16 protein-coding genes are annotated in these 21,646 nt (G+C 30.9%); 8 read left to right on the forward strand and 8 right to left on the reverse strand.

Going from position 1 to position 21,646, the window contains the following annotated elements; translation table 11 throughout:
• Positions 1-21 precede the first annotated feature (21 nt).
• On the forward strand, positions 22-1,185 hold the full coding sequence (locus OQ292_RS29765; protein ID WP_284687929.1) for a Pycsar system effector family protein: 1,164 nt from the start codon (positions 22-24) through the stop codon (positions 1,183-1,185).
• A 578-nt stretch (positions 1,186-1,763) separates the two neighbouring features.
• Here the strand turns inward: OQ292_RS29765 and OQ292_RS29770 are convergent.
• The 5 genes from OQ292_RS29770 to OQ292_RS29790 form a co-directional block, all read right to left on the reverse strand.
• A complete protein-coding gene (locus tag OQ292_RS29770) occupies positions 1,764-1,973 on the reverse strand; it encodes a hypothetical protein (protein ID WP_284687930.1) in 210 nt (69 codons plus the stop codon).
• Between the two features lie 45 nt (positions 1,974-2,018).
• Entirely contained in the window at positions 2,019-3,110 is a 1,092-nt protein-coding gene (locus OQ292_RS29775; protein ID WP_284687931.1) for a site-2 protease family protein, read from the reverse strand.
• 41 nt (positions 3,111-3,151) lie between these two features.
• Positions 3,152-3,598, reverse strand: coding sequence for a hypothetical protein (locus OQ292_RS29780; RefSeq protein WP_284687932.1), 447 nt, complete (start codon positions 3,596-3,598; stop codon positions 3,152-3,154).
• Between the two features lie 181 nt (positions 3,599-3,779).
• Positions 3,780-5,060 (reverse strand): ATP-binding protein, encoded by a 1,281-nt coding sequence (locus tag OQ292_RS29785; protein WP_284687933.1) that lies wholly within the window; start codon positions 5,058-5,060, stop codon positions 3,780-3,782.
• A 31-nt stretch (positions 5,061-5,091) separates the two neighbouring features.
• Positions 5,092-5,466, reverse strand: coding sequence for a response regulator (locus tag OQ292_RS29790; protein ID WP_284687934.1), 375 nt, complete (start codon positions 5,464-5,466; stop codon positions 5,092-5,094).
• Positions 5,467-5,990: 524 nt separating this feature from the next.
• On the opposite strand from OQ292_RS29790, the gene OQ292_RS29795 reads away from it, so the two are divergent.
• The 7 genes from OQ292_RS29795 (at position 5,991) to OQ292_RS29825 (ending at position 13,792) form a co-directional block, all read left to right on the forward strand.
• Positions 5,991-6,320: a riboflavin kinase gene (locus tag OQ292_RS29795; RefSeq protein WP_284687935.1), complete on the forward strand. Its 330-nt coding sequence runs from the start codon at positions 5,991-5,993 to the stop codon at positions 6,318-6,320.
• A 150-nt stretch (positions 6,321-6,470) separates the two neighbouring features.
• Complete coding sequence (locus OQ292_RS29800) at positions 6,471-7,592, forward strand: mechanosensitive ion channel family protein (RefSeq protein ID WP_284687936.1); 1,122 nt, start codon at positions 6,471-6,473, stop codon at positions 7,590-7,592.
• 114 nt (positions 7,593-7,706) lie between these two features.
• Positions 7,707-9,059 (forward strand): sigma-54-dependent transcriptional regulator, encoded by a 1,353-nt coding sequence (locus OQ292_RS29805; protein WP_284687937.1) that lies wholly within the window; start codon positions 7,707-7,709, stop codon positions 9,057-9,059.
• Positions 9,060-9,281: 222 nt separating this feature from the next.
• On the forward strand, positions 9,282-9,812 hold the full coding sequence (locus tag OQ292_RS29810; RefSeq protein WP_284687938.1) for a Dps family protein: 531 nt from the start codon (positions 9,282-9,284) through the stop codon (positions 9,810-9,812).
• Between the two features lie 107 nt (positions 9,813-9,919).
• On the forward strand, positions 9,920-10,207 hold the full coding sequence (locus OQ292_RS29815) for a hypothetical protein (RefSeq protein ID WP_284687939.1): 288 nt from the start codon (positions 9,920-9,922) through the stop codon (positions 10,205-10,207).
• A 48-nt stretch (positions 10,208-10,255) separates the two neighbouring features.
• Positions 10,256-10,750, forward strand: coding sequence for a PRC-barrel domain-containing protein (locus tag OQ292_RS29820; RefSeq protein ID WP_284687940.1), 495 nt, complete (start codon positions 10,256-10,258; stop codon positions 10,748-10,750).
• A 300-nt stretch (positions 10,751-11,050) separates the two neighbouring features.
• Positions 11,051-13,792: an ATP-binding protein gene (locus tag OQ292_RS29825; RefSeq protein ID WP_284687941.1), complete on the forward strand. Its 2,742-nt coding sequence runs from the start codon at positions 11,051-11,053 to the stop codon at positions 13,790-13,792.
• Here the strand turns inward: OQ292_RS29825 and OQ292_RS29830 are convergent, their stop codons facing one another.
• From OQ292_RS29830 to OQ292_RS29840, 3 genes are all read right to left on the reverse strand, one after another.
• Positions 13,793-19,540, reverse strand: a complete 5,748-nt coding sequence (locus OQ292_RS29830; protein ID WP_284687942.1) for a PAS domain S-box protein — start codon at positions 19,538-19,540, stop codon at positions 13,793-13,795.
• 660 nt (positions 19,541-20,200) lie between these two features.
• Positions 20,201-21,085 (reverse strand): cation diffusion facilitator family transporter, encoded by an 885-nt coding sequence (locus OQ292_RS29835; protein WP_284687943.1) that lies wholly within the window; start codon positions 21,083-21,085, stop codon positions 20,201-20,203.
• Positions 21,086-21,179: 94 nt separating this feature from the next.
• The gene (locus OQ292_RS29840) at positions 21,180-21,623 is read right to left on the reverse strand and encodes a DinB family protein (RefSeq protein ID WP_284687944.1); all 444 of its coding nucleotides are present in this window, start codon (positions 21,621-21,623) and stop codon (positions 21,180-21,182) included.
• Between the last annotated feature and the right edge of the window lie 23 nt (positions 21,624-21,646).

Below are 21,646 nucleotides of genomic sequence, written 5' to 3' on the forward strand. Positions count from 1 at the left end.
TCAAATTGTGGTTATAAATTTATGCCGGATATTGATAGTAAAATAGATAAAGAAGCTTTAGAACAAGCTAAAAAAATAATATTGAATAGTAAGTCTGAGTACTTACTATTTCATACTTATGAGCATACGAAAGATATGCTCATTTTTTGTGAAGACGCAGCAGATCACTATTCTATAAAAGACGAAGACAAAGAACTTCTATTAACTGCTGTGGCTTTCCATAATACTGGAGTTGCAGATAATTATAAATCTTTTAGAGAAGCAAGTGCAAAGCATGCCAAAAGCTTTTTAAGTAAAATCGATATTTCAACTAAAACTCAGGAAAGAGTTGCAGGTTTAATTCAATCTACAAATGCTCCTGATCACGAAGATTTACTTTCTCAAATTATACACGATACTTATTGGTCTTTTTTAGGACAAAAAGGTTTCAATACGAAAATGGAATTGCTTCGACTAGAGCGAGAACATTTTGAAGGCAAAGTATATCCTGAAAATGAATGGCATAAAGAAGCACTTAACATTATAAGTTGTGCCAGGTTTTATACCGATTATGCATCTGAAAACCTCAATAAGAGAAAAGAGAAAAACATTATTAAGGTAACAGAGAATATTAAAGGTGAGAATAATAAAAAGCAAGGTAGAGGTATAGAAACCATGTATCGTGCTGTTTATAGAAATCATATTAACCTGAGTTCAATTGCAGATGCCAAAGCAAACATGATGATTAGCATCAATACGATTATTATGTCTATAATTATTACTGGGGTTACAGGCTTTTCTTTTACAAGTAATCTGCTACTAGAAAACATACAATATACATTACCAATTTTATTTTTGCTACTGGCTTCTTTAGCTTCTGTTATTTTTGCAATCATTTCTGCAAGGCCAGAGGTTACCTCTAAAAAGCTAGACGAAGAAAAGATAAAAAAAGCAAAAGGCAGCTTTTTATTCTTCGGTAATTTCGTACGCATGGCAAAACAGAAGTTTCTAGATAAACTAGTATTTTTCAGGTCTAATCAGAATGCTTTGTATGATGATATGAGCATAGATATCTATCAACTGGGACATGTGCTAAACAGAAAATATAAATTGCTCAGAATCTCCTACAACATATTTATGGCTGGGCTTATAATATGTGTTCTAAGTTTTATAATCGTATTAATTGTACTTAGGTTAATAGTTTAATTATTCTTTATTAGGATAGATTAAAACTAGTATAGAATATCAGAATCATACACTAGCATTTACTTATACAGCCTAAAGTGAGTAAACCTAATTGCGTTCCCCCTTTCAAACTATAATTATCATTTTATTAATCATACTTTCTACAAGTGTAGTTTTTTATAGTGGAGTTAGTTGATTATTGCGAATAATGTATTCTCGTTAAAAATCGGCATGCTATAAAACTTGCTAAGTATGCTACAGAAAAAATTGAATAGATAATTTATATCTTGATGAGACATGCTGACTTTTTAAATTAGAAGAAGGAACAATAGGGGAGAGTTTATTAAGAATATCTCATTGATAATACATGAACCTAATATGGTTTGTATAATAACTAGCCTTATAGTTTCATCTCGAATTAAAAGCTAAGTTTTGTGGAAAGCTAAAAGCAATTGTGATTCATATTCACTCCTGTTTACAATTCATTCGATATATGATTTATATTTAAATCAATAAAATTGATAAGTAAAAAACAAAGCCTTTTTAACATATTAGTTAAAAAGGCTTTGAGTCAGTTTTTAAATCTATCTGATATATAATTATCCAAATCTTAGATATCTCTTTCTTGGATGCGAGTGCAAAAGTCTGCCTAAAGTAGAAAGGTAACTTTTTAGTACGGCTCTACCTTTCCCATCTTTATTTACGTTAGGAATTGCTGATAGACTCTTATACAATTCTGGATGTTCTTTTAAAATCAATTTTCTTTTTTGATCGATACTTTTCATTAAATTTTCAAATCGATTGTTCATAATTCCAGTTGTTTTGGTTTAATAATAGTTTAAAAAATGTATAGATTAATATTGAAAGCCTTTAGCTTTCATCATGATAAAATGCTGAATCTTCTCTAGATTGATAACTCCGGCTAGCTCTTTATTTCGTAGTACAGGAAACAAGCGATTTTTAGTTCGCTGCAACATCAGATAAGTATCAGATAATTTGTTGTGTTCCTCAAGTACTCTAAAATTCTTACTCATTATATCTCTTACCAAAATCTCATAGCTGTTTCTTTCTTTAGATTTGCTTATGAGTTTCTCTCTGGTAACGATACCTTGTACTTTGTTATCTTCTATAACTAATAAGTCTATGTCTGGCCCGGAAACCATTTTTCTAATGGCAGAGTCAATTGTTTCTTCTGGTGAAAGCACAAGATAGTTGGTCATCATGGCATCTTGCACTTCGTATCCATTAAGTAGTTCTTGACTTTGTACAGTATAGTTTTCACTTCTAGCTCCAAAGAATATAAATACAGCAATTAGAGCAAAAAAGGGGTTATTCATTAATCCTAAAACAAAAAATATAACTGCAAAGCACTGCCCGGTTATAGAAGCAATTTTGGTTGCTTTCATTCTAGACATCTTCATTGCCAATATAGATCTTAATATTCTACCTCCATCCATTGGAAAAGCAGGAATGAGGTTAAATAGGAATAAAACTACATTTGCACTGAATAAATAAAGAGGAAAGGTAGTATAACTAATTGAGGTACTGTTTTCAGCATAGGCTGCATTATACATATCTGTAATCGGAAAAACTATAAAGAGGATGAGTGCAATAGCTACATTTACCAATGGGCCGGCTATAGCAACAATTAATTCTTCTTTTGGCTTTTCAGGCATTCTTTCAATTTGAGCTACCCCTCCAATAGGTAGTAATGTTACTTTTTTGGTAGGTATGCCAAAGTGATAGGCTGCTCTTACGTGTCCTAATTCGTGAAGAATAACACATACAAAGATGGATAACACAAATGCGATTTGTAATACAATTTCATTTAAATTACCTCCCGCATTATATGTAGACCAAGCTACATAAGCTATTAGCAATAAAAACGTCCAGTGTATTTCTATTTTAGTGTTAAATACCTTTCCAATTTTTAAAGCGCGTTTCATGATTTTAAGTTTATTTATTGGTTTTAATGTGGTGCAAATAATTAAGCATTAAGCTTTCTGCTTCGGGCTTTTTGGTATTGCATTACCATAAAAGTCCCTATAAAGCCAGATGCACAACCCTCTATAAGCATAACTGCACTTACAGAAAATGGATCCATGTATCGGCCAAGTTGTTCAGTTTCCTGAATGGTTCTCATTAAATGAGGATTTATAAATTGTAAGTAGATAAGCATTAATATGCTGAATGATACCACACTTACAACTGTTACGGTCACCCCAGAGGTGAATCCATTATAGTAATTAAATTCTCTATAGCTGCTAATTTTTGAAAGGTGAATACTGTAGATGATGCCGGCCAACAATATAAAGAAATTAAGGCCTCTTAACTCAATATTTTGAGCTAAACCAAAAAGTTGCATCATTAAAAAATAGATGAGGTAACCTACTGCGGTTATAAGTCCGATACTTATGTTTCTGTACTTTTCCATAGTAGTATGTTTAAGTAAATAATTGTTTAACCTATTAACATAATCATACCACTACAGGTTTTGTTATTTTTAAAAGTATAACTTACAGTAAATCAGTGAATTAAGAATTTTGTGCTTTTGCTAAAAAATCACTTGTGGAAAAATTTTTGTGTTCTGATTCTACAGATTTGTAGAATTCACTCTACGCATTTTCAAACACCGATTCAGATTCGTTGGGAATAGAAAAGTAGAAACTACTACCTTCGTTCAAAATTGAGTCTACCCATACTTTACCATGGTTTCTTTCGACAATTCTTTTGATTAATGGTAAGCCAACACCTGTGCCTTTTTTAGCAACTCCTTTGAGCCCTACAGTTCTATAAAGTTCGAATATATCTTTAAAGTGAGATTCTGGAATACCTGGACCATTATCTTCTACCTTTACTATTGTATGTGTTTTATTTTTTTCTGCTGATACCTTAATTTTTACTTCTTCTTTATCATTATAAGTAACAGCATTATCTATAAGGTTTTGAAGCACTTGCTTTATAGCAAACCTGTCGTAGTAAATGTTTGGTAACTCACCAAAGTCTATGTGAACTTCTTTTTGATCTGGCGGATTTACAGAATCTTGTACATCAAAAACAATTTCGTTTAAATCGATTTGCTCAGGTCTATCATCTTGTGCAGTGGCAGCGGCATAATTAAGATAGTCGTTTATGAGCTGCTTCATGTTGTTGGAAGCGGTAATAATCATCTCTAACATTTCCGTAGCTTCCTCTCCCATGTCTTCGATGTAAAAAGAGTTTAACATCTCCGAAGCCATAAACACAACATTAAGCGGAGACTTTAAATCGTGTGAAACTACCCTTGCAAAATTCTTTAACTCACTATTTTTTGATTTTAGTTGAGTTACATAATTTTTTAGTTTTCTGTTAGAAATTTCTAGTTGGTTTTCTTTCTCGCGGATAGTTTCGTAAGCATGGAGTAATTCATTTAGAGATTTATCTTCGTTTTTCTCTTTGCTTATATCATTTTTCCAATCTTTAATTTCTACAGAGTTGATGTCTTTTGTATGGTTGAGTTTTTCAGCTAGAAAAACATTCGTACCATTTAAAGATGTTTCAATATTAAACTTATCAACTAATTTTCTAGACACTATAATACCAACTCCACTTCCTTCTACTTTATCAGCAAGTATATCTTCTAAGTTAGATATACCTTTACCATTGTCTGAGATTTGTACTGCAAAATAATTTTCTGTGGGTTCTTCATATATACCAAAAGAGATTTTTGCTTCTCCGGCATATTGTAAAGCATTTCTAGAAATTTCGTTAAGTGCAGTTGCTAAACGCGAAAGCTGTTTGGTTGAGAGTGAAGCCTTTCCTGCATAAAGACGGAAAAGCTTAAGTAGGAAGGTGATATCCTCTGAGTATTTAATATTTACTTCTGTAATTATTTTAATCTTTGAACCTGTAGTCATTTGTCTTATAGCTATTAAGCTTTATTGTTAATTAATTTGAAACAATTTCTACCACCTCTTTCAACCTGAAGGGTTTCTTAAGAAATCGATCTGCCCTCTTCAGAAGGTCTTTCTGTAACTTGTTAAATTGGGTTTCACTACTCATCATTACGACATAGGTATGCTCATCTCGATTTCTTAATTGCTCGAGTAATGTATAACCTAGTCCATCTGGTAAATGAATATCTAAAAAAATTATATCTGGTTTATATTGATTATATTCTTTTACTGCTTCAGCTAGAGTACTAGTACATGAAACTTGATAATTCATTCTTGTTAGTAAATTTTTTAATAAGAAGCATAAGTTAGTTTCATCATCCACTACCAAAGCCGTTTTCAGTTGTTTTTCTTCTGAAAAGTTTTTCATGCTATATTTTCCATTAGTACTTTTCTTTTTACAATAATTAAATCTTATAGAGTATTTACTTACTTAAAGAACATTTTATTTATAAGACTAAAAAAAAATGCCATTGTTTAAAATTGATCGAGTAAGCAGTGTTTTATATATTAAATTCTAATTCAGGTTCAAAGGTTTATAAAAAGAATAATTTAAAAACATTTTGTCTTACAAGCTGTTATAAGCGCATTATCATCAATCTAATGCCTTTTTTATTTAAAGTTTTGCAACATATAATCTTATAATTTACGGTAAATAAAATTTATAAATAATAATATTTTTTTTTTGCTGCATCTCATCATTCATTAGATAAGCTAATTTTTGTAGAAATACATCTCGCAATTTGTGTGAAAAAATACACACATACTTTGAATATTGTAATTCTGATCTTTATAGTCTGTTTTGTAAGAATCTGAAAATCAATTATTTGTAAAGTATATTACAAATATGGTATTAAATTTTTATTGTAAATTTCGAACTAACAATCTAAAATTATGATAGATCCAAATCAAAATACAATACAGATGTCTTCTAGACAGAAAACTGCTTATACGGTCTCAGCAGATGAAAACTATACTAACTGGAAAGAGAAAATTGATAAGCTGTTAGGTAAACTCAAGAGCGACCGAAAAATGGATAATATGAATGATGAAATTCAAGAGTTGAAAGCGCAAATTCAAAAAGATAAATTAGATGCAGAAAAGCATTTAAGTGTATTGAACAATACAGCAAGTGATGGATGGCATGGATCTAAAGAATCTTTTGAAAGAGCTCTTGAAAACATGAGATCTTCATACGATAACATGCACAAAAAATATAATTAACAATTAAAAGAATATATCATAAGCAAATAAATTGAAAATGACCTTTCTCCAAATTATATTGGAGGAAGGTTTTCATATTTAAAAACACCTCCTTGCCAAAACAACCACTAACAATAATTACTATCTACAAAAAAGAATTGAACTTTATTTATGTTTAACATAATTAATGAATACACTCAAAACCGCTATCTAGTACAATTAATATTAACCTTGGCAGGAATTATCACAGGTCTGATAGTTAGGTTATTAATTATTGGAATTGGAAAAATCTATTTAAAAAAATGGGATGGTAAAACTGTAAAAATGCTTTTTAAGCATTTGAAAGGTACACTTTACACGATCTTTCCATTAGTTTTTTCATTAATTCTAATTTCAAATTACCCAGAAAAAGAATTAATTAATGCTCCATATATTAAAGCATTACAAATTTTACTAATTACTTGTTTTGCTTGGCTTGTAGTAAAACTTCTTTATTTTATTGAAGAACTTATTTATAGCCAATATGACATTGCTAAAGAGGATAATTACAGAGAGCGTAAGATAATTACTCAGTTACAGTATGTGAGAAAAGTTGCAGTAATTGTTGTAGTTATAATAGCAGCTTCAATAATTTTGCTTAGCTTTGATAGTTTAAAAAAGTTTGGCACTGGTTTGCTAGCTTCTGCCGGTATTGCCAGTGTTATTATTGGTTTTGCAGCACAAAAATCTTTAGCAAACCTATTAGCCGGAATCCAAATAGCCTTTACACAGCCTATTAAAATTGAAGACGCTGTTTTCGTAGAAAATGAGTGGGGATGGATAGAAGAAATTAATCTTACCTATGTAGTTATAAAGATATGGGACTTACGAAGATTAATTTTACCAATTACTTATTTTATTGAAAATCCTTTTCAAAACTGGACTCGAAAAGAGGCCAACTTGCTTGGCTCAGTATTTCTATACACCGATTTTAGATTACCAGTAGAAGAACTTAGACAAGAGCTAAAAACTATATTGGAGAATGAGCCTCTGTGGGATAAAAAAGCATGGGTACTGCAAGTATCAGACATTAAAGAAGATACTATGGAACTCAGGGCTTTAATGACTGCTAGAAACTCTCCACAAACTTGGGATTTAAGATGTAGTGTTAGAGAAAAGTTAATTAAATTTATTTCGGAAAAATATCCAGAATATTTACCGAAATCTCGTGTTTTTTTGCAGAATCCAGATTCAGGAGATAAACTGAAAGAGCATAAAAATACACCAGTTTTGAATAGAGAAAATAACGATTAAGTAAATTAAATAAACAATTTAGTTTAAATTAGTTAAAAAAAGTGTCTAACATAAATCAGGTTATTTAGTTGTATAAAAAGGGTTAAGCATAACAAGTAAAGAAGATAAAAATTTATGCAGAGTATTTTAATTGTAGATGATGATGTTAACATCTGTAAGATTCTTGTAAAGTTTCTGGAGAAAAAAGGCTACCAGGCAGATAGCAAGAGTAACGCTAAAGATGCTATAGAGTTAGTCAAGAAGTCTGCATTTGATGTCATTCTAATTGATTTCAGGTTGCCAGATGAAGATGGTGTTAACCTGATGCAAAAGGTAAAGATATTTCAACCGAAAGCAAAGGTTATTATAATTACAGGTTACAGTGATGTTAAAATAGCAGTAAAGGCTATGAAAACTGGTGCCTTCGATTATATTACCAAACCTCTTCAACCAGACGAAATTCTCTTTACCATTAAAGAAGCAATTAAGCACGAAGAGAAAAAATCTGTAGATCATTCTAAACCTGTCTCAAAGACAGAATTTATTATTGGTAAAAGTGCGGCTGCTAAGAAAGTAGTTCAACACATAGACTTAGTTGCACCAACCAATATGACCGTGATTATTAAAGGAGACACTGGTACGGGTAAGGAGTATGCAGCCAGAATGATTCATGACAAAAGCAAAAGAGCAGATAAACCGTTTGTAGCGATCGATTGTGGTTCTTTAACCAACGAGTTAGCTGGGAGCGAACTGTTTGGTCATGAAAAAGGTGCATTTACAGGAGCTGTTAACGCAAAAGCTGGTAGCTTTGAATATGGGCAAGGAGGTACATTGTTTCTAGACGAGATCGGTAATTTAAATTACGAGATTCAAGTAAAGCTTTTAAGAGTTTTACAAGAAAGAAAAGTATCGAGAATTGGTAGTAACAAAGAGAAAGATATTGATGTAAGGGTAATTGTTGCCTCGAACGACGACTTAAAAGAGAAAGTAACAGATGGTAGGTTTAGAGAAGATTTATACCACCGATTAAATGAGTTTAATCTCGATATTGCTCCAATAAGAGATAAAAAAGAAGACATATTGACTTTTGCCCAACACTTTTTAAAATTGGCAAACAGAGATTTAGGAAAGTCTGTAAAAGGTCTTAATAAAGATGTAGAAAAGATTTTCTTAAAGTATCCTTGGTATGGTAACTTAAGAGAATTAAAGAATGTAGTAAAAAGATCGGTACTTCTTTGTAATTCTGATTTTATATCAAAAGAACACTTGCCACACGAGATTGTCTATTATAATTACGACAGCTTCGAAGAGGAAGACGATCCGAATGCAGCAACAGACCTAAAATCAACAGCAGAAATGGCAGAAAAGAAAGCCATTATTAAAGCTTTAAACGAAACAGATTATAACAAAACAAAAGCTGCAAAACTGCTGAATATTGATAGAAAAACGCTCTATAATAAATTGAATGAGTATAAAATAGATTTATAAATTTAATTACTCCGATTAGCAAGAAATTATCAAAAAGGATGTCATTACGACATCCTTTTTTTTGTGTAGATATGCCACATTTTCGTGGATTGATTTCCACAAAAAATACAATATTAAAAATTCATTAAAAGTATAAATAACTGATAATCAATAAAATAAAAGTTTATTAATTGCTTGGAATGATATTTCTACATATAAAAGCAAATAAACAAAAATAAAAAAATGGATACTACTGTAATAGATAAACTAGATTATTCTAATAAAAGAACTAGCAAATTAATCGTGAACACTGGCATACCAGAAGATCAAAGAAAAGTAATAGCAGATGGTCTTTCAAGGGTGCTAGCTGATAGCTATTTGTTAATGATAAAAACTCATCTGTATCACTGGAATGTGAAAGGTGGATTGTTCTATACAATTCATGAGATGACAGAGCAACAATATACAGACCTTTTTGAAGCAATCGACATAATTGCTGAGAGAATTCGAGCATTAGGTTACGATTCTCCAGGTACAATTTCAGAATTCTCTAAAATGTCGCTTATTAAAGATGGTAAAGACACCCCAAGTGAATCTGAGATTATTGCCGATTTGCTAACAAGTCACGAAGGCATTGTGAGAACAGTGAGAGATGTAATGAAAGATGCATCTAAAGCAGGAGACGAAGTAACACTAGATATGTTAACAGGCAGATCTAATGTACATGAAAAAACTGCTTGGATGTGGAGAAGTTTTTTAGAAAATAATCAATAATAAAGACTTAACTCGAAAGAAAATGAGGTAGATAAAAACCAGCTATGAATTTCACTTTCTTTCAACTAATTAATTTTACTTAAACCATAAATCTTAAAAGAAACACCATGAAAAAGTCAAAAAAGAAATCAAATAGCACTAGCAGAAACACTTGGTTGTCAGCATTAGGCGTAGCTTCAGGAGCAATTGCGGCAGGAGCTTACTTATTATTAAAAGAAGATAATAAATCTAGCAAAAGCTTTTTTAATAAAAAGTCTAAGCAAAATTCTATTAAAGACCTACAGAATATCGTATCTAAAAGCAAAACTAGCGTAGAAGATATTCTTAAAAAAATGAATACTGAGGTATCAAAAGTAAGTAGTAACGGTAAAGCTAAAGTTGAGAAAATGTTCTGATTTGGGTAAAAGATCTACAAATTTTTTAACCTTTAAACACATAACATTATGTATTTCAACCCAAGATTAATTCAACTTAGCAAATTAGTAAAAACTCCAGTTTCAAATTTAGATGGAGAGCGAATAGGTGTAGTTAACGATATTGCACTTTACGATAAAAATGGTGTAGCAGCTTATGTAGTTGTTGAGCTTTATAACCAGCTCGGTACAGAGAACGAACTCTTTGCACTACCATGGGAAATCTTAAAGCTACAAGAAACTGATAATGCAATCTTATTAGCAATTGACGATAAAATGCTTACAAATGCACCTGCATTTAAAAAAGAAGACTGGTCAAATGCTAATCAGAAACAACTAATTGTAGCCGTATACGAGCACTATAAATTGCATAGCTCATTAGAGAAACATGCTAAGTTATATGATGGCTCAAATAATAAAGGTATTGGTAACTCAGGAGAGCCACATACTTTTGAAGAAGGTCAATTAGGTAAAACCTCAATTGAAAGAGCAGGAATAAGAGATAAAGAAAAGACCTTTATCTAATAAAAATAGATAAGTTTACTTCTGCTTATAGATATTACTTGCAGAAGTTATAATCTTAAAACCGACACTTTGGATTAAATAAATCTACCCAAAGTGTCGGTTTTTTTGCATTTTGCAATACCACATGTAAACTTCTCTAAAATATTTCTTGATGTAATATTTCGTATTTAAATATTCCGCCTAATATATTTTCTCAAATATTATTTTTCTCATTATACTTTCGTAACAAAATACAGGTATTTGTATAATATTCCCATGAGTTTCTCTTTTTTACTGTAATTAAAATTAGAGTAATTTAATATGGAAAGTGTAAGAGTGCATAACCTTAAAGATGAGTTTTACGAAATTGTAAATTCAGATGGTGTAGTATTTAATTATTTGCAGCATAACATTCTGGAAGGTTTATGGTACTGTAACCTTGAAAAAGATATTAAAGAAAGCTGGTTAAGCAATGAGTTTTGGGCAACACTTGGATATAAGAAAAATGAAATCCCTAAAACAGATTCTGATTGGCAGAATAATGACTTAAAAGTTGTAGTTGAGCAAGTGCTCACAGAAGTAATCCAAGTATTAACCGAAAGTCCCAAACCATTTGATAAATTCTATAATTTCAATCATAAAACGGGGCAGAATATTTGGATTTATTGCCATTGGATTCCCATTAGAAATGATGATGGAAAGCTAATTAAAATAATAGGGGGATTTTATAATGCTTCTGCAGATTTACCTAAAGAAATAGTATTTGAGCGAGGTAATAAACATCTAACAGAAATTCTAGCCAATACAGGAGATATTGTTTTTATATTAGATAAGCAACTCGAAATTATTGAGATTTTTAATCGTGACTTAGCCAACAGTTCTACTTTTATAAAAAGCTTTCAGGTAGGGAATAAGCTTTCTCAAACCGGATTATCAGATTCGGTTGTATCTATTTTAATCGATTCAATTCAATTAGTACTTTCTACTAAACAAAAAGAAACCATTGTATTTGACATTGAAGGAAATTCCAAAGAATGGTATGAGTTTGTTATTTCTGGATTAATAGATACCAATGGAGAATTACAAGAGATTTTGTGCGTCGTTCAAAATATTACAAAACACAGAGGGACTGAAAATTTGTTACTAGAAAAAACCAGAGAACTAGATAGTTTCTTCACAATGGGTCTCGATTTATTGTGTATAACCGATCAAGAAGGTCGCTTTATTAAAGTAAATAAAGCATGGGAAGATAAGCTTGGCTATAATGTAGATGAATTAAAAGGGAATTACTATATCAATTATGTTTACCCAGAAGATATCTCTTCGACCAAAGAGACTATTGTTGAAGTAAAAAACGGTAAAAATATCTTCAATTTTATTAATCGATTTAGAGCTAAAGATGGCAGTTTTAGATACATAGAATGGCATGCTAAGTCAAAAGGAGAATTAATGTTTGCTGCAGCCAGAGATATATCTGAGAGTAAACAAGCAGTAGAAGATCTTAAAACAACAAAAGATTTATTACAACAAACAAGTGAGGTGGCTAGAGTAGGAGGTTGGGAAGTCGATTTTATTAAAAATAAGGTTGTTTGGTCTTCTATTACTAAGGAGATATATGAGGTAGAGCCAGAGTACGAACCTCTAATGGATACTGGTATTAATTTTTATAAAGATGGTCAGGATAAAAATACCATGATTAAAGTAATGCAAGAAGCAATTAGTTATGGTAAAAATTGGGATGAAGAACTAGAAATTAACACTGCCAAAGGTAATAATATTTGGATTAGAATTATCGGTAAAGTAGAGATGGAAGGTGATACTTGTAAAAGATTATATGGAACTTTGCAAGATATTACAGAATCTAAATTGGCAAACCAAAAACTTGAGAAAGCACTCGCAGATGCTAAACAAGCAGCTGAAGCTAAATCTGCTTTTTTATCAAATATGTCTCATGAGATACGCACACCTCTAAATGCAGTTATCGGCATGACTCATTTATTGCTTGAGGCTAGCCCAAGACCAGATCAATATGAAAAACTAAATACACTTAGATTCTCAGGTGATAATTTGCTCGCCTTAGTAAATGATATTCTTGATTACAGTAAGATAGAATCTGGCAAAGTTTCTTTCGAAAATATACCTTTTAACATCTACGAAATTACACATAGCCTAAAGCAAACTTTTGCTTTTAAAGCGCAGGAGAAAGGCTTAAAAGTAAAAGTACAGTTAGATTCAGATATCCCAGAAATTATTAAAGGAGACCCAACTAGGCTAGTTCAGTTACTTAATAACTTAATGGGTAATGCACTAAAATTTACCGAAAAAGGTAAGGTTAGCTTGTCTATCGAATTAATGGAAGAACTCGATGAGAAAATAGTTTTACTTTTTGAGGTAAGGGATACTGGAATTGGCATTAGTAATGAAAAAATAGATAAAATATTTGAAAGATTTACCCAAGCCAATGAAAGTACAACTAGAGAGTTTGGCGGAACAGGATTAGGCTTGTCTATTGTAAAAAAATTGCTTGAGTTGCAAAATAGTAAGATTGAGATAGAAAGCGAAGAAGGCAAAGGAACATGTTTTAGTTTTAAACTCTGCTTTAATAAACCAGATAATGATATTAGTTTGTCATCTAACACTAATGATACAAGCTCGCAACATACGACGAGTAACTACGATTTATCTGGATTAAAAGTACTTTTAGCAGAAGATAATGCTATTAACCAGATGATCGCAACCGAATTCTTAACTAATTGGAATGTGAATTTGGATTATGCGATAAATGGGATAGAAGCAATAGAAAAAGTTACAAATAACGACTACGATGTAGTTTTGATGGATATACAAATGCCGGATATGGACGGCTATCAGGCCGCTCTCAGAATTAAAGAAATGAATAATGAAAAGGCTAACATTCCTATTCTGGCAATGACGGCCTCAGCGATGCTCGATGTAAAAGAAAAAATAAAAGACATTGGAATGGAGGGGCACATTTTAAAACCATTTAATCCCAAAGAGTTAAATACAAAATTGGCTCAGTATATTAAAAAGAATAAGGTGTAACTATTTATAGATTTCCTTCTTTAGATACTCTATTTCATCTTTTACTTTTTCTACCATTTTTTCTAAAATAGCTATATCTTGCTCCTTATGGTATTCGATATTGGCAGAGAGTTTTGCCAAACGATTAAAAAACATATTAAGTGATGAACCTTTGAGTTTGTGTGCTAAGAGTTTTATTTGCTCAAAGTCTTTGTTTGATATATGTATATCAAATTCGCGAATTGTTGTATCCCATACATCATGAGTTTTTGCAAGAATCATTTGAATAAATTCTTCGTCATAATCCATTTTTTCTCTTAAAGCATCTAGACTGTAATGTTCACTTGGATTAGAAAAGGTCGCATTAAATGATGATGTGTTTGTTGTTTTTCCTGATTCTTTTTTAAGCCATTTATATATGGTTTTATCAATTGTATCTTTTACAACAGGTTTTGTTAGGTAGTCATCCATACCAGCGGCTAAACATCTTTCGTTTTCACCTTTTACAATGCCCGCAGTAAGTGCGATAATAGGTACACGACCTTTATCTTCAAGCTCTCTAATTGCTTTAGTTGCATCGTATCCATTCATCTCAGGCATTTGAATATCCATAAATACAATATCAGGCTTATTGCTACTAAAATGGCTTATAGCTTCTTTTCCATTATTTGCCAATATTGTTTTGGCTTTTGGATATAGCTGTTTTATAATGGTTTTAACAAGTAGGATGTTTACATCATTATCTTCTACAATTAATACTTTAATATTTTCATTATAAGCATCATTTTGTTTTGAGCTTATATTTTTTCTAATACTAAGCTGAGGAAGCATATTATACAGCTCCTCTTGGTTTATTGGTTTATTTAGGTTGTGGCTGATTTTTAATCTTTTGAAATGCTTTTGAATGTTTTTTAATTGCTTTGCACTACTCAAAAGAATGATATTGGATTGAATATCCTTAAAGTTTTCTCTTAAATACTTAATGGTTTCGATTCCATCCATGTAAGGCATTTTGTAATCCATAAAGATTACATCGAAGTCAGTAGAGGTATCTCTTAATTTTTGCAATGCTCCAATACCACTTGCTGCTTCAGTAACTTTTATATTTTTAGCAGTTAGCATATCTTTTAGCTTTTTTCGATTATTTATATTGTTGTCTACAATCAAAACATTTTCTAAAAGTAGCTCAGGTTCATTTTGATTTTCTTCAATTTTAAGTACAATGTCAAAATAGAATAAACTTCCTTTACCATATTCACTTTCAAGTTGAAGAGTGCTTCCCATTAAGCTTAAAATGTTGTTCGAAATAGATAAGCCCAGACCTGTACCACCAAATTTTTTAGTAGTTGATGAATCTTCTTGCGTAAATGCATCAAAAATAATTTTCTGTTTGTCTTGACTAATTCCGATACCTGTATCTTCAACAGAAAACCTTAATTTGATTTTGTTTTTCTTTAATGTTTTAAGTTTAGAAACCTTTAATTCAATATTGCCTCTTTCTGTAAATTTTACTGCATTGCTTAATAGATTAACTAATACTTGTCGGAGTCTTACAGCATCAGATTTAACTCTTCTAGGAATTTCAGAATCAATTACTGTAACAAGTTCAATCTGTTTTTCTTCCATTTGGTAAGTAACAGTATTTGTCGCCTGATCTACCAAAAGGAATAAATCAATTTTAGCTTCTTCTAACTCTAGTTTTCCGGCTTCAATTTTAGAGAAATCAAGTATATCATTAATTATCTCTAACAATGATTTTGCAGAGTTATACACCGTATTGGCGTATTTTAATTGTGTTTTATTTAAATCAGTTTGAATTAATAAATCAGAAAAACCAATTACTCCATTTAGTGGAGTTCTTATCTCGTGGCTCATGTTGGCCAGAAATTCCGATTTAGCTTTACTTGCAGCTTTTGCTTGAGTAATCGCATTTTTTAGCTTTATCTCATATTGTTTTCTAGAACTGATATCTATAAAAGTAACAACTGAACCTATTAATTTACCATTTTCGATAATAGGGTGAGACCAATATTCAACATCTAAATAGGTACCATCTTTTTTCCAGAAAACTTCATCGTCTACATGTATTTCTTTACCTTTTGTACATGCTTTTATAATGCGACATTCCTCTTTATTTATTTCTTTACCAGTATGATCTGTATGGTGAATTATATCATGTATATTTTCATCAAGTAGGTCATTCGTACTGTCGTAACCTAAAGTTTTAATACATGCAGGGTTACAAAATATACAGGTTCCATTGAGATCGATACCGTAAATTGCTTCAGAAGTAGAGTCTAGTAAAAGTTGTATTTTCTCTTGGCTTTCTTTAAGTTGTTTTTGAGCAATTTTTGCCTGTGTGATGTCAAACATAATTCCTCTAATTTTTAGAGGTGCATTATCTTTTAAAATGATAGTAGCTAAATCTCTTAACCAAACAACTCTGCCGTCAGCTGCAATCATTCGGTATTCATACTCGTAAGAAGATTTCTCACCTGAATTATAAAACTTAGAATTTTCTAAAAGCTCTTTATCTTCTTTGTGCAAATGATTTAACCAAAAATCATTTTCTTTAATCCATTGCTCAACAGGGTAGCCCAAAAGTCTTTCTGCTTGCTTGCTTACAAAAGTATATTGATTGTCTTCCGGATCTGCTTCCCATACAATTCCATCAATTGTATTAATTAATGAATAGTAAGCATTCCTTGTTTCTCTAATTCTATTTTCATTCTTTTTTCTATCTGTTATATCTCGGCCTACTACAACTAATCCTTTTCGACTTTTATTTTCATTAAAAAGTGGGATTTTAATGGTATCATAAAAGAGTTTTTTACCTTTTTGGTTGGTAATTATTTCTTCAAATGAAGAAAGTCTTCCGTTTTTCCAAGCTTCTTCATCTGTATAAGTACATTGTTCAAGATCTTCTTTTGCAAGAGGAGTAATTTCAGCAATTTCAGCATCGGTTTTATTTAAGTATTCAGATTCTTTTATCTTGAATAGTTCTAGTGCTGCATTATTTACTAATAACCATTTACCTTCTCCATTTTTGAGATATATCGGGTCTGGTATTGCTTGTAGTAACGTATTAAGCTGAAGTTCGCGATCTTTTAAGTTCATCTCGGCTATTTTGCGAACATTAATATCCATTAAGATACCAAATACCCGAGTACATTTGTTGAACTTATATTCTGGATAACCCACCATTTTTACCCAAGTTTCTTTACCTTTTGCGGTTACTATTTGCAGTTCTAGCTCCCAAGGATTTTTATTTTGGATACAATTTGAAATAGCATTGTGTAGGTTTGCTCGGTGTTCTCCTTTTTTAACAAATTTCTGAACGGAATCTTTAGTGTTGTAAATGCTCCCATCCATTTCGTGTATTTCGCAGGTAGTTTTAGACCAAATTACTTCTTCAGTTTCGGGTATAAATTCCCATGTACCGATACGGGCAGTTTCATTAATTTTATCAAAAATCTGTCTGGTATGTTCTAGTTCTTCTTCAGCTTTTTTCTTTTGAGTTATATCGTATAATAGCCCAAAACTTCCTTTAATTCTTTGCTTTTCATCATATAAACAAACAAAATTCCCTTCAAAAAACTTTTCTTCACCTGTGTTTGTCAAGAAGTTGATTCTAGGATTCGCAAAACCATTATCTATTAAACTTTTCCAAATTTGTTTAGACGTAGCTAAGTCATTATTAAAGAAGTCTAGTGGAGTGTATTTTTTAAATTCTTTTTCTGATGTATCGAACAACTCAACTATTTTCTGATTGAATCTAGTGATTTTTTGTTCCTTTAAAATGTATTCTAGCTTATATTCTTTATCATCATTTTTAGGAAATTCTACTGGTTGCTCAATAGACATAAAAAATGCTCCATATTGAGAGTTATTAAAAAACAAATCAAGCTCGCTTTGCTTGTCGCGTAACAGTTGTTTTGTTTCTATAATCGAAGTTATATCAGTAAGCGTACAAATGATTTGTAATACATTATTTTGATCATCAAATAATGGGTTTGAATCGATTTGAACCCAAATTCGCTTTTTAAAGTATGGATGCAATAAGCCGATTACTCCAGAAGTAATCTTTTTTTCTGTAACAGATTTAAGTATTGGATAATCCGCTCTGTTAAATCTTTTGCCTAGTTTATTTACTATATCCCAGTTGAAATTAAATATGATATTTCCAGTAAGTACATTTTTTGCGATACCAAGTAATTCACTGGCTTTATCATTAGCGATAAGCACTTCACCATCTGATGCCAAGGAGAGTAATCCTACTTTAGATTGTTCAAATAATACTCTAAATTTTGCTTCGCTATTTTTTAAAAGTATTTCAGTCTCAATCTTTTTTGTGATATTAAATGAGTAAAGCACAAAAAAGTCGATATTACCTTCTTGGTTTTGAATTGCTTTTCCTACATTTTGATAAGTTTTATTATTAAGTTGAACCTCATAAGTAATTGTATTGCCTTTTAATATTTCGGGTAAAGCTTCATTTAATTTTTCAAATACATTTGGAGCCAGTGCTTCTTCTAAATTTCTACCCGTTAAAAGGCTAGGATCAAAATTTAATTCTTGGTAGGCGGCACCTCCTGTATGAATACATTTTAAATCTTTTGAGATTAGGCTAAGAGAACCTGTAGGGAAATTATCGATAATCAAATTAAGTTCTCTTTTCTTTTTTACAAGGGATGTTACCTCTTTAGATAAAACTAGAAACTCATTTTTTTTCTTAACATGACTTATTTGAGCTTCGAAAAAAAGTATATTACCTTCTATTTCAAGCTCATAACTATAAGTTTGTAGTGCGCCTGTCTCTTTAGTTAAAGCAAATACTTCTAAAATATCTTTTACCTGAGTTTCATTAAAAAAGTCTGAAACGTGCTTACCAGGTATCTCTTCTGTTGGTATTAATAATTTAGAATTATCATGAGTATATGCTTCTATATAGTACCCTTTTTCATTAAGAATAAAAAGTAAATCTGGTAAGCCTTGTATCAGTGTTTCAATTCTTTCTTTTTCAAAAATTGAAGAAGTGCTATTCTGCTCTAAGTCTGGAATGTTTTTAAAAAGAATAAGAAAACTATCTTCAATAGGAGAGATAGTTACTTGAAGAATTGCATCTTTGTCTTTTAGCTCAAAAGAAAGGTTGTTTTCAATTAGTAAGTCTTCAGAATTTGTACTAATTACATCTTGTAAAAATTCTGTAGCTTCTGAAGGAATATTTAAATCGGTTAAATTCTCTCCAATTTGTTTATCTAATGCTATAAATTTTTTATGATATTGATTGTTTTTGCAATTAACAAGTTTAAGATCCTTGTCAAGGATTATGTAAAAGCAATCTTTATCTAAAAGAAGATCGTTAAGTTTAGATTTTACAATCTTTTGGTTAAGCTCTGCAGAATGCGAAAAGATGCCTAACATTACTTTTTCATTTCCAGGCAAATTTTCTAAAATATATTCTTTACACCTATATTTTATTTGGTCACCATTTTTAGAAAACAAGCGTAGTTCTGCATCTAGTACAGGTAAACTATCGTTTTTTTGTTTGCTTTTATTTATATCTAATTTGGACTTATCGAATGGGTGGATTAAGTGATCTAATGAAAACGAAGATAGTTTGTCTATTGTAGCATAATCTAATTGTTGAGCTAATTTGGTATTTAGCCATATTTTATCGGGATTGTTAGTTGATCTAATCCAATAACTATCATTAGAATTATCTATTAAGTTAATAGATAATTTATTCTCTCTAATGAGTTGTATCATTTCGTCCCTCTGGTTATTTTGATTGTTGACCATATCCCTCAATAAAATATTTCCTTTTTAAAAATTAATAGGCCTGACTTTTTCTTTATGAAGAGGAGTTCATTAGAAAGCTGTCAACTATAATTTGGTTGAAAATAAATACTTATAGTAAGTAAGAGATTGAATTTAGGTAGAAGTTTAAGAGTTTTATACTTACAACTTTTACCTTACTACAGCTCGAATAAAAAATGTCAATCTTGTTATAATTCTATATTTAATAGTTTTTAAACTTAACGTGTTAATAATGATATATTAATATTAGTTTAATCTATACTAGAAGAAAATTATTAGTTCATCTTTATTTGTTAAAGAATACCGAAAGATTTAATTGTTTTTATTGGTATATCAAATATATTGTTTTATTCTTTAATCAATTGCCTTTCTTAGTTTAAAATTGATTTTAAATTAAACTCTTTTCTACCATTAATTAGCTCTAAATAATATTGGGCGATACTAGAATTTGTGCAATTATTTTAATGCCAAAATAGTACTAAAGTTTATAAGATAAATCAAAGCATTTATTGCTTAATGGATATTTTATTAAAGTATGCGCTTTGTTTAAAAGCATTATTGAAGTTTAGTAGTCTGGGAGTGTCGTGTGATTTATATTATTGCTTTATTTCAGGCTTTTTTTGGCTCTACATGGACAAGAACATCTGCAATTTCTGGATATTCTTCTTTTAGTTTATCTTTAAGGTTATGAGCTATTTGGTGCCCCTCTTTAACTGAAATTTCTCCATCCACAATTATATGTAAATCTACATAAAGGTCCATTCCAGCTTTTCGAATAAAACACTTTTCGGTATCAATTATTCCATCTACATTGGCTGCTACATCTCTAATATCTTTAACTAGATCGTCGTAAAAGTGTTCGTCCATAATCTCACCTAATGCGGGTCTAAAAATTAGATATGCATTAAAAATGATGATTCCAGATGCAAAAAGTGCTGCCCAGTCGTCTGCTGCTTCGTAACCTTTACCCATGTAAAGAGCCAGACTTATTCCTAAAAATGCCATTAAAGAGGTAATAGCATCACTTCTATGATGCCATGCATCTGCTTTTAATGAAGTGCTTTTAGTTTCATCACTCTTTTTAGAAACAAAGCGATAAAAGATTTCTTTACTCACTATTACAAACCCAAGAATTATAAGTGTATAAGGTTCGGGTACTTTATGTGGTGTGTAAATATGCTTTATACTTTCAAAAGCAATAATACTAGCAGATATAATTAAGAATCCAACTACTATAAAAGTGATTAAGGGTTCTAGTTTTCCGTGTCCGTAAGGGTGATTTTCGTCTGGTGGTTTAGTAGAATATTTAAACCCAATTAAAACTAAAAAAGAAGCAAATATATCTGTAGTTGATTCTATTGCATCAGCAATTAATGCGTAAGAATTCCCAAATACACCAGTAATTCCTTTTAGCAAAGCCAAACAAGTATTTGCTAGTAGACTTACATAGGTTGCTTTAATAGCTTGTTCTTTATGGTTATTGGTTGTATTCAACTGGTTTTAGTTTGATGCGAATATGCAAAAAATAGACACTATCTACAATTTACTTTAATGGCATCGCTCTAGATTTAAGACTTATTAAAAATTACTATGAGAGTGCTTGATTGATGTGTTTTAGGTGATGTTGATTATGCCAAGCGATTTTCTCCATTTCTTCTTTAAGTGTTTTTAATCCCGTTTCGCTATGTATAAATGATTTATGACCTTTAACATCATAGTATTTCTGTACTAAATAGATTACACTCTCTCTTACTGCAGAATAGTTGTTTTTGCTAAGATCGAGAGGTAAATTATTATAATCTAATTCTTTACACCATAAGTCTTGATTAAATCCCCAAATTACTTGCTTAGGCTCCGAAATCACTCTTCTTAATCTGTCGTAGAGCACAGTTTCGGTATCTGCTAAATGATGTAATATTTGCTTTACATTCCATTTTCCAGGCCCATAAGTTTTATTAAGCGACTCGTCATCAAGATTAAAGTAGGTGAGAGTTTGTATTTTAGTTTCTTTTAGTGTTTCAATTAGATTCATGTCTTCGTGATTATTAGGGGATA

Origin of the sequence: Chondrinema litorale, assembly GCF_026250525.1 — a bacterium.
Lineage (GTDB): Bacteria > Bacteroidota > Bacteroidia > Cytophagales > Flammeovirgaceae > Chondrinema > Chondrinema litorale.

Excerpts from the sequence above, each read along its gene's own strand:
- OQ292_RS29765 (WP_284687929.1), top strand. The coding sequence starts at position 22 with ATGCCGGATATTGATAGTAAAATAGATAAAGAAGCTTTAGAACAAGCT.
- OQ292_RS29770 (WP_284687930.1), bottom strand. The coding sequence starts at position 1,973 with ATGAACAATCGATTTGAAAATTTAATGAAAAGTATCGATCAAAAAAGA.
- OQ292_RS29775 (WP_284687931.1), bottom strand. The coding sequence starts at position 3,110 with ATGAAACGCGCTTTAAAAATTGGAAAGGTATTTAACACTAAAATAGAA.
- OQ292_RS29780 (WP_284687932.1), bottom strand. The coding sequence starts at position 3,598 with ATGGAAAAGTACAGAAACATAAGTATCGGACTTATAACCGCAGTAGGT.
- OQ292_RS29785 (WP_284687933.1), bottom strand. The coding sequence starts at position 5,060 with ATGACTACAGGTTCAAAGATTAAAATAATTACAGAAGTAAATATTAAA.
- OQ292_RS29790 (WP_284687934.1), bottom strand. The coding sequence starts at position 5,466 with ATGAAAAACTTTTCAGAAGAAAAACAACTGAAAACGGCTTTGGTAGTG.
- OQ292_RS29795 (WP_284687935.1), top strand. The coding sequence starts at position 5,991 with ATGATAGATCCAAATCAAAATACAATACAGATGTCTTCTAGACAGAAA.
- OQ292_RS29800 (WP_284687936.1), top strand. The coding sequence starts at position 6,471 with ATGTTTAACATAATTAATGAATACACTCAAAACCGCTATCTAGTACAA.
- OQ292_RS29805 (WP_284687937.1), top strand. The coding sequence starts at position 7,707 with ATGCAGAGTATTTTAATTGTAGATGATGATGTTAACATCTGTAAGATT.
- OQ292_RS29810 (WP_284687938.1), top strand. The coding sequence starts at position 9,282 with ATGGATACTACTGTAATAGATAAACTAGATTATTCTAATAAAAGAACT.
- OQ292_RS29815 (WP_284687939.1), top strand. The coding sequence starts at position 9,920 with ATGAAAAAGTCAAAAAAGAAATCAAATAGCACTAGCAGAAACACTTGG.
- OQ292_RS29820 (WP_284687940.1), top strand. The coding sequence starts at position 10,256 with ATGTATTTCAACCCAAGATTAATTCAACTTAGCAAATTAGTAAAAACT.
- OQ292_RS29825 (WP_284687941.1), top strand. The coding sequence starts at position 11,051 with ATGGAAAGTGTAAGAGTGCATAACCTTAAAGATGAGTTTTACGAAATT.
- OQ292_RS29830 (WP_284687942.1), bottom strand. The coding sequence starts at position 19,540 with ATGATACAACTCATTAGAGAGAATAAATTATCTATTAACTTAATAGAT.
- OQ292_RS29840 (WP_284687944.1), bottom strand. The coding sequence starts at position 21,623 with ATGAATCTAATTGAAACACTAAAAGAAACTAAAATACAAACTCTCACC.